Origin of the sequence: Calothrix sp. UHCC 0171, assembly GCF_034931845.1 — a bacterium.
Classification (GTDB): Bacteria; Cyanobacteriota; Cyanobacteriia; order Cyanobacteriales; family Nostocaceae; genus Brunnivagina.
Window position 1 is genome coordinate 48,314 of record NZ_JAYGHN010000029.1, and the last position, 15,589, is coordinate 63,902.

Below are 15,589 nucleotides of genomic sequence, written 5' to 3' on the forward strand. Positions count from 1 at the left end.
GATTTCAGCAAGTCGGGGATATTGTTGTTAATGCTTTTGTTAATGCTTTGCTGATATCTTTGCAAATACATTGGTTGAAGTTGGGTGATGTTTATTGATTAAGTCATTGATGATGACTAAAAATTCATTTTCTAAATACGGCTTTGTGACGTAAGCATTTGCACCTAAACCTTCCGCTAACTTTTGATGTTTTTCGGCGCTACGGGATGTCAAAATAATTATCGGTTTTTTAGATAAGCTGGAATTTTGGCGAATCTTTGAGAGTAATTCTAAACCGCTCATGCAAGGCATTTCTAAATCCGAAATAATCAGTTGAATTTCGGGGTGATGTTGCAGTTTTTCGAGTGCCTCAATACCATGTTGAGCTTGTATAACTTGATATCCTGCTTTTTCTAACGTCAGTGATACAGTTTGGCGAAGACTAATTGCATCATCGACAACTAAGATAGTTTTTGTAGCTTGTTTAACTTTTGTATCTACTTCTGTTTCCGCAGTACCATCAAAATCAGCATAGGATAGCAGGGGTGTTGATGTAGAGGATACTGGTAAAGTTGCCACATCAAGGGATGTTTGCATTTTGCTTGTTTGTGTTAATAACAAACCATCAATAACCAAAATCAGGCTACCATTTGCCAGACTTGTACAACCATACACATATTTGGGAGGCGCGATCGCACTTCCTAAAGGATGAATCACTAATTCTTGTTCGCCAACGATTTGATCGACTTCGAGGGCAATAATTTCTTGATTCCGTTGTAAGACTAATACGGGATGTGCTTTTTTTTGGTTGGATGGAGTAATCTTGTTATTTATACTTGTGTTGGCAACAAAAGAGCCCCCATAATGTATCAAGTCTGCCAGATTGCGTAAGCCAATCATGCGTTCGTCTTTGTCTGTTTTCCAGTAGATAACTTTTTTACCATCAAATTCCTTGATTTGCTGGTTTGCAGGTAAGAGGATTTTGGCAATACTATCCAACAGCAGTGCATAAATTGCACCTCCTGCTTGAACTATCATCAGCTTGTCGGTAGTCATAGAGAAAGGTATTCTGAGTAAGAATTTTGTGCCTGCGTTCGGTTTCGAGCTAATGGCGATCGCACCTTTAAGTGCTTGGATTTGGGTTTTGACAATATCTAAACCAATACCGCGTCCTGATATTTCGCTGACTTGATTGGCTGTCGAAAATCCTGGTGAGAACAATAGTTCTAATAGTTCTTCTTTGCTGGGATGATGATTGTTAGGAATTAAACCTTGCTCGGTGCCTTTTTGATGAATTCGCTCGAAGTTTAATCCCTGTCCATCGTCACTAACTTCGATAATTGTTTGGTTGCCTTGGTGATAAGCACAAATTTCAATCACACCTGTGTCGGGTTTCCCCTGTTTTTGCCTGACATTTGGTGTTTCAATTCCGTGGTCAAATGCATTACGTACTATATGTAATAGTGGGTCATAGAGCTTTTCGGAAATAGCTTTGTCGATCAAAACCTGAGTTCCAATCAACTTCATTTCCACCTTTTTTCCATATAGGTTTGCTAAGTTTGCCACCATTTGCGGGAAACGATTTAATAGTTTTCCTAGTGGTGACATCCTTGTTTCTACAATAGTGTCGATAATACTACGTGTTATATTTTGCTTTTTCTCGTGAATAAGTAAAGATTGTCGTAAAATTAAATCGATTGATTCGCTAGTTTCTTGGAGTTGCAGCGTTTCCTCAAAGGCTGAATTGAGAGTTAAATGAAAGTCACTATCTTTATCTATTTCTAGAGTGTCAAAATCTAGCGTAGTTGTGTTTTTATGAGTATTTAAAGAATAATTTTTTCGAGGAAGTGATACATCTTCTAGCTGGCTTAAAGTGCTGCGATGTCTAGATATCTGTTGAGATAGCTGCTCAATTAGTTCTTTAATTTGTTCATCCTGTAAGGTGCTGCGTTTTTGATAAATTAATAATTCTCCTACTAGATAGTGCAAACGTTGCAATTCTTCAATATCTACTCGCACAAATGTATGTTGACGGAGATTATTTTTATTTGTATTGTTTGAATTACCAATATTAGTTGTAATGTGATTTTTTGAGCCGATTTCTTGATTAATGTTAGTAGTTGCTATAATTTTTGATTCTATGATAGTTTCGGCAATCTCTTGTGTCACATCTTCAATAAATCTTTGTTCAACAATAGTAATAGATTCATCATTTTCTGATTGACTATCCTCGATTTGAATATGTAGATATTCATGTGTATTATCTTGAATATAGTTTAGACCTGACTGTGCTAATATAGTATTATTTAATGTAGAATCATTTAATGTAGAATTAATATCTTCTTCCGAAATAGTTTCAACTACATTTTCAGTCACTTCTATTTCGACAAATTCATTTACATCTATCTGTTTAATTTCTAAAAGTTTCTGAAGTTTGGGATTATCAATCCAATTTTTTTCAGAATTATTCACAGGAGGATGATTTTTATATTCCTGAGCTAATTGTTTAATTTGCTCTTGTAATGAAGTAATTACGGGAGAACCAACAATATCATTAGCATATTTAAATTTTGCCACTAACAAGACAATATTCAGAATTATACCTTGACGATAAAGAGATAAACTATAACTATCATGATCATTGTGTAGAAATAACCAAAATTCACCCAGCCAATTATCAATATATTCAACAGTGCTTTCAACGCCTCTTTTCGGAACTAGTAATGATAAACTAAGTTCTTTTTCATGAATTTCTAATTCATGATTAAACCATCCTAAAATGTAACGAATTATTTTGAGATAATACTTGGCTGTTGAAGACTTTAATGGCTTGCGAAGTATAGAGTTAGGTGTTCTTAAAAAATGATAAAGTTCTTCAACTTCATTTCTGAGGGAAGGTGAATTAAGTGGGGAAGAATTGGAGATATCTTCGATGATAACTATTTCAAGTACAGTATCATCTTCAAGGTCTGTTTCTAAAAATGATGGAGCTTGAGTCAATCTTAATAAGACTTCATTAGGTTCACCTCCTCGATCGCGATCGCCATCTAACACGGTTTGACGAGATGCTTCTAAACTAGCCAAACTCGCTTTAGCAATCGCTAATGCTTGATGTGGGTTCGCATCCAAAGCGGCAATTATTGTCTGAGCAATTCCCTCAAATCCCGGTAAATTCAGCGATTCTGCCAACCCGATAAAAACGGCAGCTTGCGATCGCATAAATTTGGCAATTTCCTCATTACTAGGAGGAGATTTCAACATTGCTGCAATATTATCAATACGCTGCGAGACTCCTGTCTCAAAAATTGATAATACAATATCAAATCCTAATTCTTCTGATGTTGGCAGCCGTACATCTGTGCCAAAAACATTACCTAATTTACCCTGTAACTGGGCAAAAATTGAAGTTGCTCGTTGTAGTAAATCGTTATTGTCAATTGAAGTTTGTGTAATTTCCGCAGTTATCGCTGACTGTAAACATTCAAAAGCTTTAAAAAGTAAAGTTTGTAACTGGGAATCAATAATAACTTCAGGGACATAAAGTGCTTTAAATATATCTTCTAGAGAATGGGCGATTTTATTAATAATATTTAGTCCAACATTAGCAGCACCACCTTTAATAGTATGTGTTGCCCGCATTAAATTATGAACTTTGGCAATACTGAAATTATTAGCTAAATCATAAAGTTCTTCAGCAATAGTTTGTAATAATTCGGGCGCTTCAGTTAAGAAGTAGATGTAGCCCTGTTCCCTGATATAGTCATCTGTAATCATGAATTTTAGGAGTTAGGGGTTAGGAATTATAATTGGAAATTTGAAAGTTAGGAGATGGGAGATTTGTGGTTAATCAATTCCTCTGTTTTCTTCACAATTGCCTTAAATAATGCGAACTATTGAACTCCTAACTCCTAACTTTTTCCTAATTGACTTTAAACTTACTCACACTAGCTAATAATTCTTGCGCCATCTCCAATACCTCTTGGAAAACGATCGCAATATTATTTGCTTCTGATGCTGTCTTACTAGCAATTTTAGCAACATCATGCATTGATGATGTTACTGATACAGATTGTAGCATTTGTCCTTGAGTGGAGTTGGTAATTTTTTGAAGTAACTGACTAATTTCGGCTGTTGCAGTCACAATCGCATTCAAATTTATTCGGGTTTCACTAACTAGTTTTGTACCTTCTACAACCTGTTTAATTCCAGTATCCATCGCCATTGCAACTTCGCCTGTTTCCGCTTGAATTTCTTGGACAAGCTTTTCAATCTCAATGGTAGCCGCCGCAGATTGACGTGATAACGAACGAACTTCATCGGCAACTACCGCAAATCCTTTACCATATTCACCGGCGCGGGTTGCCTCAATCGCCGCATTCAGTGCGAGTACGTTAGTTTGCGTCGCAAAATTACTAATCAGGTTGACAACCTTGGAGATTTTTTGGGAAGATTCGCTCAATTTCTGAATTTTTTTACCAGTTTGGGCAACAGTTTCGCGGATGGCTTGAATTGCATCTACGGTTTTATCCATTGCATTGTCACCCAATTCAACGGTTTGGTTTGCCTGTTTGACAGCTATTTGTACCAACTCCACATTACCCACAACCGTTTGAGTTGAATTTACCATTTGCTGAAACTCGCCCAATGCTTCATTTAACTCCTGTGATTGTTGGTTGGCTAAGGTTGTGAGTCCGGAGAGCGAAGCATTACTTTGGTGGGATTTTTCTGCTACTTGTTGAGCTGCGGCTTGTACCTGGACAACGATTTGACGTAGTGCTTGCAGAGTGTTGTTGTAAGCATCAGCAATTGTCCCCAATTCATCTTCAGTGATTGGTGCGCGTACTGTTAAATCCCCATCAAGTGCGGGACGTACAGCTCCCAAGAGTTTTATTGCACCTTGTTGCAGATACTCTCTGGCTTCTTTTTCCCTTTCTGCTGCGGCTGTAACTTGTTGAGATTGAACTTGGAATGCCTGAGATTGTTGTTGCAATTTCTCAACGGTTTCTGTTTGTTGTATGGCAACTCCTAAAAGTACCGCAATTTGTTGCATCGAACTAACTTCAAAATCTTCCCATTCACGGGGATTGCTGTTTTGATATGTTGCCAATAATCCCCAAAGTTTATTCTCTTTAAAAATGGGAACTATCAAATATGCTTGTGCTTCAAATTCCTCTAACAAGTTCATGTAGCAGGGAGGAAAGCCTGTTTTTTGGACATCATTGACAACAAAAGTCTTTTTTTGCTGGTATCTACCTTGCTTGTTGGACAAAGATGCTAGATTTTGGAAAGTCTCACAATCACCATTTTGTTGCAGCATTCCTGGCTCGAAAACTCTTCCTTTGAGAGGCATCCACGCTTTACCAACCGACTCAGCTATAAAATCTCCACTCCAGTCGGGATGGAAACGATAAATAATAGTGCGATCGCATTGAATTAGTTGACGTATTTCCTTAGTTGTGGTTTGAAAAATCTGATTTAAATCTGATGTATTCTGGATTTTATCAATTACTTTGGCAATAGTTTTCTGCTCTTGTAAGTGTTGTTGTAAGTGTTTTTGAAACTCAAAGGTATGAAATCTATAATTTAATTCTGATGCAATTTGAGATAGGAGATTAATTTCAACTTCTTGCCACTGACGGTTTTCTACACAGCTTTGAATTACCAATAGTCCCCAAATTTTGTCTTGGCAAAAAATAGGTATACTCAAACTAGATTTAATTTGATATTTTTCTAATAGTTGTGATTGATAAGGGGTAATTTCCGACTCATGATTACTTTGGATAATTGTCGGTTCTAGATATTCACAACTTGTTTCTAAACCAAAAATAATTGCAGGTAATATTTCATTTTTTGCTGGAGTCCAACTACTAATTCTAGACTCAGCTAAAACAACACCAGATTCCCTAGTATTAAATTGATAAACAAGAACGCGATCGCATTCCAATTTTTCCCGAATTTCTTGTACTGCAACAGCACTTACAGAATAGATATCCTCAGTTTTTTGCATTGCTAACTTAATAGTAGCAAACATCTGTCTAGTTAATTTTAATTGCTGTTCGGTAGTATGAAAATTTGTAATCTCTTTTCTGGAAGCGATCGTCATTACATTATTACCATTATTGCTAGTGTTTATTTCCTCATTTATACAATTTATTTTTTCTTGGTTTTCTGTATATATACTTGCCATATTTTGCACCTGTGATTAGATTGGTAGTTAATGAGTAGTTAATTAATTGCTAATTATTAATGACTGTTAGTGAGGGTTTATTGCTCCAATAAGATTATGATGATAATGAGCTAATTATGAAGGTTCCAGTTCGGAGATTGGAGAATCGCTAGGGCATCTAAACTAAGAATTATCTCCTCATTTTTGCCAATAAAATAACCCGCCAATACAGAATTAATAGCTGCGGGAAATAGCTCAGTATTAGCCGGCTTGATTTGACTAACATCAAGATAGTCAATGTCCATTAGTTGATTTACTAGTAATCCTAATGATTTCCCTTCATGTTGCACTATGATTGTAATTATTTTGGGAATGAGACTACTAATTTTGCGGCTTGAAGAATAACCTAACATTGCTTCTAAATCAATTAGCCACACCATTTCACCGCGCCAATTATATACACCATATATATAACTAGGCATTTGTGGTACTCCACATATTTCAGAGGCAGATATTTGCAAAACCTCTATAATGTTTGCTAATGAAATAACTGCTGTATCTTTGCTCCCTAATTGGAAGGTTAAAAATTTTTGCTTGATATCTAACACCACATTTCCTCAAACTTGGAACTAGCAGTATTTACAATTTTTCAATAATTAGCTCTAACTAATATAGCTAATAGTTGATACAAAACTTTAAAAATACAGATTTGTTGATTTTTACTCTTATTAACGCTTACTTAATTAACTGTTTAATAGTTCCTTCTAGTTCTTGCTTATCAATTGGTTTAGAAATATAGGCATCAGCCCCCAACATTGTTCCCCACATCTTATCAACATCAGTATTTTTATTCGAGCAGAAGACGATTGGTATTTCACTAGTTGTAGGATTAGTTTTGAGTTCTCGACAAATCTCATAGCCACTTTTACCTGGCAAAATAACATCCAGAAAAATTAAATCTGGCTTATTACTAATTAGCTTTTCTTGGGCTTCTTCACTGCTTTTAGCACTTATGACACAAAATCCTGCCTGCTGTAAGTAACTACTAATAATCTCCATATCAGTTAACCCGTCTTCAACAACTAAAACCGTACTCATGGGAATCACCTGTTATTAAAAAGCAAAAATTCAAATTTGACAATTTAAATTAGATAGTTAGAATTTGGTAAATACAAATTATTACCTTAATCTAATTTTGATATATAGCGGCTTGATTAGGTACAGTAAAATTACTTACCCTCAATAGATAAACTATTGCTGCTGATGAATATCTAATCTATTTATCATTCTCAATATTTAGCTCAATTTTAGTCACATCAGAGTAACTGTATGGAGCAAAAATCACTAACGATTGAATAATTAAATAGATGTTTCAAAAGAATAATTTTAATTCTTAATTTTTAAATTTTTAGGAAAGTGGAGCAAAGGGCTGGGATAAAAATCTCAGCTGCCAACTCTCCACTGACTAATTATTAAGTTTTATAACTATCGACGGCAGCGCGAAGGTCATTGTTATGTGCAAAAAGGAGTTCTTCGCCTTTTTGTTTGTCTAAACCAGTCCAATGCATTAGAAGGGCAAGTTTGACCCATTTTCCACTATTTTCCAGGAGTAAATTAGCGGCTTCCCGACCTAAGCCTGTGATGTCTTGAAGGATTCGCAAAGCGCGATCGCGTAATTTATTATTGGTTACTGCCACATCAACCATGCGGTTGCCGTAGACTTTACCCAGGCGTACCATTGTACTGGTGGAGAGGATATTGAGTGCAAGTTTTGTGACTGTGCCAGCTTTGAGTCGGGTAGAACCTGCTAAGATTTCTGGTCCAGTCAGTAAGCGAATATCAACATCGACATCTGCGGGAACTTGTGCTGCGGGGACACAGGCAATAAAAATAGTTTTTGCACCTTGTTCTTTGGCTGCTTTGAGGGCACCGTGAACATAGGGTGTTGTTCCCCCGGCAGTAATCCCAACTACAATGTCATGTTTGCCAACATTACGTTCCTGCATTGCAGTGGCACCATCTTCGGCTCGATCTTCCATATCTTCGGAACTACGAACTAGAGCGCTGTCTCCACCTGCAATAATTCCCTGGACTAATTCTGGGGGAGTGCAAAAAGTTGGTGGACATTCGGCAGCATCCAGAACACCTAAGCGTCCTGAAGTTCCGGCTCCAATATAAAATAACCGTCCACCTTGTCTTAAACCTGCTGCTGTCAGTTCAATTGCTTCAGCCAACTGTTGCTTGGCAGATGCGATCGCGGTTATCGTTTTTTGGTCTTCGGCATTGAATAATTCAACTAATTCTAAAGCGCTAAGTTGGTCTAGATTTAAACTATTGGGGTTTACTTGTTCGGTTAAAAGGTGTCCGCGTTCCTGCATATTGGTTGCTGAGTATTGGTGATTGGGGAAGGAGAGGGGGAGATGGGGAGATGGGGAGATGGGGAGATGGGGAGAGGGGGAGAGGGGGAGAGGGGGAGAAATATTTACACCTCAGCTTCTAAGGTGAATTAAGAGTTTTAGGTTAAATAACTGCGTAATTAATTTTGTTTAACTATTTATTTTCCCCGCATCCCCGCGTCCCAGCATCCCCGCGCCCAGCATCCCCGCATCCCCGCATCCCCGCGTCCCCGCGTCCCCTCATTCCCGCATCCCCTCATTCCCGCATCCCCTCGTTCCTTCATAACAATCCTTCGAGTCGGCGACGAAGGCTATCAAGTTCGCTGTCAGAATATTGTGGTTCGGTTTCAGCGTCTGGATTACTGGTAATGGTATTGTTGCTGATGTCATCATCGTCGGGATTCCAGTCGGTGGCTTCGACGTTGACTTCTGGGGGAATGACTAAACCGTCAGGAGGGACGATTTCCCAGTCATAATCTGCACTTTGACAAAATTCTTCGATATCTTGGGAATCAATTGCTTCAACAGCAGGTGTGGGAAAATCCTGGGCTTCCAGCATCATGGCAAAGCGTTCGGCATCATCCTGAGACTCGAACATCAGTATCTTATTGCGATCGCCGACTCGAATTGTGTGGATACCTTCATTTTCTGTGCGAGCGTTAAAAAGTAATACAAAGACACGCATTGGTATAATGACCAGTCCTTTTTCAATTAACTTTATTCATATTAAAGTTTTAGGTAGTCCGTCAAGAAATCTTTGGGCAACAATCACCGCCTTCTTGAGAACTTTCCTGAACTCTGGAAAATGCTACGCATACTAAAAAATCTCAACATAGGTTTGGAAAACTTATATTTGAGTAGTATTTGAGTAGTTATTTTTCCCATACTGGAATAATGCCAAAATCTGGGGAAAGTTGAGATTATTGACAAGATTCCACCTAACTATAAACCTAATTTTTATCTCTAACTTAACTAATAGGTCTTTTAACTAATCCCAAAAGTCCCAATAGCTTTGTATCCTGGTTATATTCTGTATGTGACACAGCGCCATAGTATCCCAACTAGTACAGTAGGGCGGAAATGAAGCAACCATTCTAAAATGACAAAAAGCTTCTGAAATAAGCTTTATTCCTTCTGCCTTCTTACTTCTGCCTTCACGTACTAGTGCGTCCTTGGTGTGTTAACTAGACTCGGCGAGTAATTAGAGTAAAATCCCATGAGTAACTCCCCTAACCATGAAACTCCCCCGGATTCGGATAGCAATCAACAGAACTTAACGCCAGAAGCGCGTGGCAATTCCCAATCCCCTCGCAATCAAAGATTTTGGTTGCTGGTTTTAGCCCGTGGCAGTATTGCTTTGGGTGGAATTTTGGTAATTGGATTGGTTGCTGGTGCTTGGTGGTTACAAAAGTTTATCCATAAGGATTTGGCTCCACTGGCACAACAAAATCTCACAAATACGCTGAATCGTCCAGTCCAATTAGGGGCGGTTAAGGATTTTTCCCTGTCTGGGGTAAGGTTTGGTAGTTCCTCGATTCCGGCAACAGATACAGACCCTGCTCATGCTACTGTTGAGGCTGTTAATGCTAGTTTTGATATTTGGCAGTTAATTTTTCAGCGACGTTTAAAGCTTGATGTCACCCTCGTTAACCCCAAGCTTTACGTTGAACAAAATTCCCAAGGAAGTTGGATAACTACAAAAATTCAGCCACCTGGTAAGGGTGGAGTATTCAAAACTGATCTGGATAAAATTCGTTTTCGTAATGGCAATCTGGTTTTAGTTTCGTCCCTGGCAAGGTTGGGATTAGGGGGAAATATCTCTCCTTGTCCCTCCCCCACTCCCCAATGCCCGAATCAAGTTGCTTTTTCCCAAGTGAATGGGGTGGCTCAGTTGTTGGAAAATAATCAACTGATTAAGTATGAAGTCGCCGGGAAGCCGAATAATGGTGGTAGTCTTTTTATCCGTGGTGAAACTCGTCCCAAGACGAAGGTAGATAATTTACAACTACAAGTTGATGATTTACAGGCATCTGATATTACTAAAATAATTAAATTACCCGTAAAATTACAGAAGGGAATAGTTAAGGGTGATTTGCGGGTAGAGGCAAAAGGGGAAGAAGCACCGCTACTATTTGGAGATGCGATCGCTACAGGTTTACAAGTCCAAGTTGGGAAGATGCCACTGCCTTTTACCCAGGGTACAGGCAAAATTGGCTTTGAGAAGACGGAAGTCAGGTTGGAGAATGTTACTAGTAACTATGGAAAAGTACCTTTACTGGGCAATGGGGTAATCGATCGCGAATCTGGCTTTAAGTTAGCGGCAAGAGTAAATTCAGTCAGTGCGGCGAATCTGCAAGAAACCCTGAAGGTGAAATTACCCTTACCTGTAGTGGCAAATTTAAACGCAGATTTACGGGTGATGGGGGATATTGACGAACCTGTACTGTCAGGTCAAGTAAATGCGATCGCCAAAGCAAAGATTGATCAGCTGGATTTTAATAGTTTGACGACAAAGTTTCAGTTTTTAACCCAGGCAGGGATAATTAATTTTTCCGAGATTCAAGGTAAGCCTGCTGTTGGTGGTGATGTGACGGGGGCAGGTGAAGTTCGTCTGGGAGATAACCCGCAGGTGAATTTTACTGTCGTGGCGAAGAATGTGCCAGGGGATGCGGTTGCCAAAATTTATAATGCCACTCCGAATTTTCAAATTGGAGATGTTGCTGCAACTGCCCAAATTACGGGAACTCCAGGGACTGATACCTCTGGTGCATCGGGAAACATCCAAACCGCCGTCAAATGGCAAGCTCCAAATGGAACTTATCCAGGAACAGGGGAAACAATTGTTAATAGCGATCGCAGTGTCACTTTCCAGAATGTCGCCTTAAATGTTGCGGGGGGTCAGGTAAAAGCGGCGGGGAATTGGGCTAATGACCAGTGGCGAGTCACAGCCGATACTTCGGGTATTGCTGTGGAACAGTTTGTGAGTGAGGAACAGACGGAAAATGTCAATTTGAAGGGTGTAAAATTTAACGGTCGTCTCTTCATTGCTGGCAATACAGCCCCGTTCACAATTGCTGGGATTGAATCGGCAAATGCGGGAATTGATATTGGTGGGGGTCGGGTGGCTCTGTCACAATTGAGGTTTGATGAGCAGAATTTTGCCGCCCAATTTGTTGCCAATAATGTCCGCTTATCCCGCGTGTTGAAGGAATCTGCACCTGTATTACAAAATCCCCTAGCTGGGACATTTCAAATTGCCGGTAGCAGGGATAATATTACGCTGAAGACAATTCAAGGTCGAGGTAATGCCCGTCTGTTGGTGGGTGGTGGCACTGTGGCGGTGAATAATATTCGCCTCAATCAAGGTGCATATCAGGCACAATTACAAATTAATAATTCTAATGTGCAGGCATTAGCGGAAGTCCCGCAACAGGTGCAGGGAAGAGTCACGGGTGCTTTTCAAGTTGCCGGCACGGTTGATTCGTTCCAACTACCAGCGATTCAGGCACGAGGTCAAGCTCGCTTGGATGTTGGTGGTGGTAGCTTTAATGCTGGGAAAATTGTACTGGAACGGGGTCGCTATCAAGCCCAGGTATTAGCTAGAAATGTTCCTTTACAGCCCTTTGCGAAGGTTCCTCCCCAGGTAGAAGGAGGATTAAATGGTGAATTTAATGTTGCGGGTACAGTTGATTCGTTTCAGCCGGAGAATATTGAATTAAGTGGTCAGGGAAGGTTGAATGTTGCGGGGAGAACAGTCCAGGCGACAAATATTCGCTTGGCGAAGGGACGTTATCAAGCTTTAGTGAATGCTGCTGGCGTGGAGTTAAGTCGCGTTAACAAGGAGTTACAAGGGCAATTTGGGGGAAATCTCCAAGTTGCGGGGAATGTGAAGAATCTGAGTTTGGCAAATTTGGTCGCTGCGGGTCAAGTTAACTTTTCCCAGGGTTTAGCGGGTATTCAGCAACCACTAACGGCAAATGTCGGTTGGAATGGCGAAAGATTGGTAATTAACAGTGCCAAATCGGCAGATGTGACTGCAAGCGGATACATTACAGCCAATGCCAAGGGTGAAGGATTCCCGGTAATTACTGGCTTAAATTTGGATGTTGATGCCAAAAATTACAATTTGAATAATTTACCTGCGAAGTTGCCAAATGGGATTGATTTAGCGGGGAGGGCTGATTTTATTGGCAAAATTACGGGGAATTTGCCCGTACCCAATTTGCAGGGGCAGCTAGCACTGAGAAATTTAGCGGTCAATAAATTTGCCTTTGAACCGTTAATGAGGGGGAATATTACTACTGAAACTGGAAGCGGTTTAAAATTGGATGTTGCCGGTCAGCAAGATAGAATTGCCTTTAATTTAGATGCCAATAATCGCCCCCAAGACTTTTCGGTGCGCTGGAAAGATGCCACTGCCGTTGGCAAATCCCAAGGCGAAAATATTATTGCCCAGGTTAATAACTTTCCCCTCACCGCCTTAAATTTAAGCTTACCGAGTAACCCCTTTATTGGTGGCGGTGGTGTAGGTGGTTCCTTAACCGGGAACTTTCAGGTGAACCAGAATACCCTAGCCGCAAATGGAAATATTGCGATCGCAAATCCTCGTGTTGGTCGTATCCAGGGAAATAGTCTGGATGCTGCCTTCAACTACAATCAGGGTAAGTTAACGCTGCAAAATAGCAATTTTATTAAAAATAATAGCCGCTATGCCTTTGTTGGTAGCGTCAATCCAACTTCAAAAATTCCCCAAGTCCAAGGCACTTTGTCGGTAAACCAAGGTAATATCCAAGACGTATTAACAACGTTACAAATCTTTGAAATTGGAGATTTGGGACGGGGCATTGGGGAAAAAGACTTCGGCACTGCTGCTGATTTGAATAATACCAAGCCTGCCAGCTTACCCAATCCAGCAGAGTTAGCCCAAATAATCCAACTTCCCCAAACTCCAGAATCCCTAGATGACAAACTATTATTATTCCAACTACAACGGTTCGCCGAATTAGGAGCCTTATCCGAAAAACAGCAACAGCAACGACGTGATGCGTCACCGATACCCGATTTAGCCGATTTAAAAGGAAGTTTCGACGGCGAGGTGACATTTGACACCGCTACAGCTACCGGACTAGCCGCAGACTTTAAATTCAACGGACTCAACTTTATTTGGGGGCGGGAAAACGATCCAAATCGCTATTTTGTCGCTGAAAAAATTATTGCCAGGGGTAACTTTAATGAAGGGATTTTACGCTTTCAACCCTTACGTGTCGAGTCCAGGAGTCGGCTATTAGCCTTTACAGGCAGTATTGGCGGTGAAGAACAATCGGGGACATTACGAGTCCAAAACTTCCCCGTCAAACTCCTCAGTAACTTCGTTAAATTGCCAGTTGGATTAACCGGAAATTTGAGTGGACAAGCTGCGATCGCAGGTAGTATTATCAATCCCCAGGCACAAGGTGATTTTCAAGTTAGTGAAGGTACATTAAATGCCAAGGGAGTACAATCAGCCGATGCTAGTTTTAACTACGCTAATGGACGTTTAAGTTTCAATAGTAATATTAATGTAGTTGGTTCTGACCCTGTAACCATTGCTGGAGGCATTCCCTACCAAGCTCCCCTATCACCACCACCCCAAGATAATCAAATCAATCTTGCTGTGAAAATCAAAAATCAAGGGTTAGCAGTATTAAATCTATTCACTAACCAAATAACTTTTGAAAATGGGGAAGGAGAGGTTGATTTACAAGTTAAAGGAACTAGCGATCAACTCATTCTCAATGGAATTGCCAACTTAAATAAAGCCATATTCTCAGCCCAAGCATTACCTGGAAAACTCACTGATGTTTCTGGACAAGCAAAATTCGATTTTGACCGCATCATTGTCGAAAATCTGGAAGGTAAATTTAGTCAAGGAAGAGTCGCCGCATTCGGTGAAATTCCCATCTCCAATAATGAATTACAAATAAACAATCCCCTAACAGTAAATCTTGATAGATTAGCATTAAACCTTAAGAGTTTATATCAAGGTGGTGTGAGTGGTAAATTACAAATTACTGGTTCGGCGATCGACCCATTACTCGGTGGCAAAATTAAGTTAAGTAACGGTCAAGTATTCTTATCTGAATCTACAAGTGACGAAACTAAAATTGAAAATTCCTCAACTAATTTACTAAAATCAAATCAACCAACAGAAGCAGAAATAAACACTACACCCACACGATTTAACAACTTACAGTTAACTCTGGGAAATAATGTGAGAATTACTCGCCCACCAATTCTAAATTTTATCGCTACAGGTGATTTAAATGTTACAGGCTCATTTATAGACCCCATTCCTGAAGGAGAAATTAGACTGAGATCGGGTGGTGTGAATTTATTTACGACACAATTTAAATTAGCGCGTGGTTACAGACATAGAGCCATTTTTAGAAAAAGCCAACCACGTGATCCAGAATTAAATATTCGCTTATTTGCTAAGGTCTTAGATGTCGTTCAAAATGGTGATTTTAGCCGCATCAATACAACAGGAGTAGGAGCATTAGAAAGTGTTCGTGTCGAAGCTAGAGTCGAAGGTCCAGCCAGTCAACTAAATAATAACCTGGAATTAACCAGTAATCCGACCCGTAGTCAAAACGAAATTGTTGCCTTACTTGGTGGTGGATTTGTGGAAACCCAAGGAAGAAGTGCAGATAGTACATTGGGTTTAATTAATATTGCTGGTTCAGCAGTATTTAATAATTTCCAAAGTGCATTTAATCAAATTGGGAATACATTAGGCTTAAGTGAATTTCGTATTTTTCCAACTGTGATTTCTGAAAATCCAGAAGCGGGAAGAAATTTTTCGAGTTTAGAATTAGCCGCGGAAGCTGGGGTTGATATTTCCCCTCGATTTTCTGCTTCTGCATTGAAAATTTTAACTGCTAGTGACCCAGTACAATGGGGTATTAATTATCGAATTAATCGTGAATTTCGTGTGCGTGCCTCAACAAATTTATTTGATGACAATCGTGCAGTTGTGGAATTTGAACGAAGGTTTTAGGCTTAGTATCTC

The 15,589-nt window shown here is 39.6% G+C and carries 8 protein-coding genes; 1 reads left to right on the forward strand and 7 read right to left on the reverse strand.

Going from position 1 to position 15,589, the window contains the following annotated elements:
- Positions 1 to 39 precede the first annotated feature (39 nt).
- The 7 genes from VB733_RS19760 to VB733_RS19790 form a co-directional block, all read right to left on the reverse strand.
- Complete coding sequence (locus tag VB733_RS19760; protein WP_323341768.1) at positions 40 to 3,753, reverse strand: hybrid sensor histidine kinase/response regulator; 3,714 nt, start codon at positions 3,751 to 3,753, stop codon at positions 40 to 42.
- 145 nt (positions 3,754 to 3,898) lie between these two features.
- Entirely contained in the window at positions 3,899 to 6,166 is a 2,268-nt protein-coding gene (locus tag VB733_RS19765) for a GAF domain-containing protein (RefSeq protein ID WP_416336337.1), read from the reverse strand.
- A 110-nt stretch (positions 6,167 to 6,276) separates the two neighbouring features.
- Positions 6,277 to 6,756 (reverse strand): chemotaxis protein CheW, encoded by a 480-nt coding sequence (locus VB733_RS19770; RefSeq protein WP_323341769.1) that lies wholly within the window; start codon positions 6,754 to 6,756, stop codon positions 6,277 to 6,279.
- Positions 6,757 to 6,880: 124 nt separating this feature from the next.
- Positions 6,881 to 7,243, reverse strand: a complete 363-nt coding sequence (locus tag VB733_RS19775; RefSeq protein ID WP_323341770.1) for a response regulator — start codon at positions 7,241 to 7,243, stop codon at positions 6,881 to 6,883.
- 374 nt (positions 7,244 to 7,617) lie between these two features.
- Positions 7,618 to 8,523 carry an N-acetylmuramic acid 6-phosphate etherase gene (murQ, locus tag VB733_RS19780; RefSeq protein ID WP_323341771.1) on the reverse strand — a complete coding sequence of 302 codons (906 nt, stop codon included), beginning with the start codon at positions 8,521 to 8,523 and terminating at the stop codon, positions 7,618 to 7,620.
- A 176-nt stretch (positions 8,524 to 8,699) separates the two neighbouring features.
- On the reverse strand, positions 8,700 to 8,825 hold the full coding sequence (locus VB733_RS19785) for a hypothetical protein (RefSeq protein ID WP_323341772.1): 126 nt from the start codon (positions 8,823 to 8,825) through the stop codon (positions 8,700 to 8,702).
- Entirely contained in the window at positions 8,822 to 9,226 is a 405-nt protein-coding gene (locus VB733_RS19790) for a DUF3110 domain-containing protein (RefSeq protein WP_323341773.1), read from the reverse strand. The genes VB733_RS19785 and VB733_RS19790 overlap by 4 nt, the downstream gene beginning before the upstream one ends.
- 531 nt (positions 9,227 to 9,757) lie before the next feature.
- Between VB733_RS19790 and VB733_RS19795 the strand changes: the two genes are divergently transcribed.
- Positions 9,758 to 15,577 (forward strand): translocation/assembly module TamB domain-containing protein, encoded by a 5,820-nt coding sequence (locus VB733_RS19795; protein WP_323341774.1) that lies wholly within the window; start codon positions 9,758 to 9,760, stop codon positions 15,575 to 15,577.
- The last annotated feature ends 12 nt before the right edge of the window (positions 15,578 to 15,589 follow it).

Excerpts from the sequence above, each read along its gene's own strand:
- VB733_RS19765 (WP_416336337.1), bottom strand. The coding sequence starts at position 6,166 with ATGGCAAGTATATATACAGAAAACCAAGAAAAAATAAATTGTATAAAT.
- VB733_RS19790 (WP_323341773.1), bottom strand. The coding sequence starts at position 9,226 with ATGCGTGTCTTTGTATTACTTTTTAACGCTCGCACAGAAAATGAAGGT.
- VB733_RS19785 (WP_323341772.1), bottom strand. The coding sequence starts at position 8,825 with ATGAAGGAACGAGGGGATGCGGGAATGAGGGGATGCGGGAATGAGGGG.
- VB733_RS19760 (WP_323341768.1), bottom strand. The coding sequence starts at position 3,753 with ATGATTACAGATGACTATATCAGGGAACAGGGCTACATCTACTTCTTA.
- VB733_RS19795 (WP_323341774.1), top strand. The coding sequence starts at position 9,758 with ATGAGTAACTCCCCTAACCATGAAACTCCCCCGGATTCGGATAGCAAT.
- murQ (WP_323341771.1), bottom strand. The coding sequence starts at position 8,523 with ATGCAGGAACGCGGACACCTTTTAACCGAACAAGTAAACCCCAATAGT.
- VB733_RS19775 (WP_323341770.1), bottom strand. The coding sequence starts at position 7,243 with ATGAGTACGGTTTTAGTTGTTGAAGACGGGTTAACTGATATGGAGATT.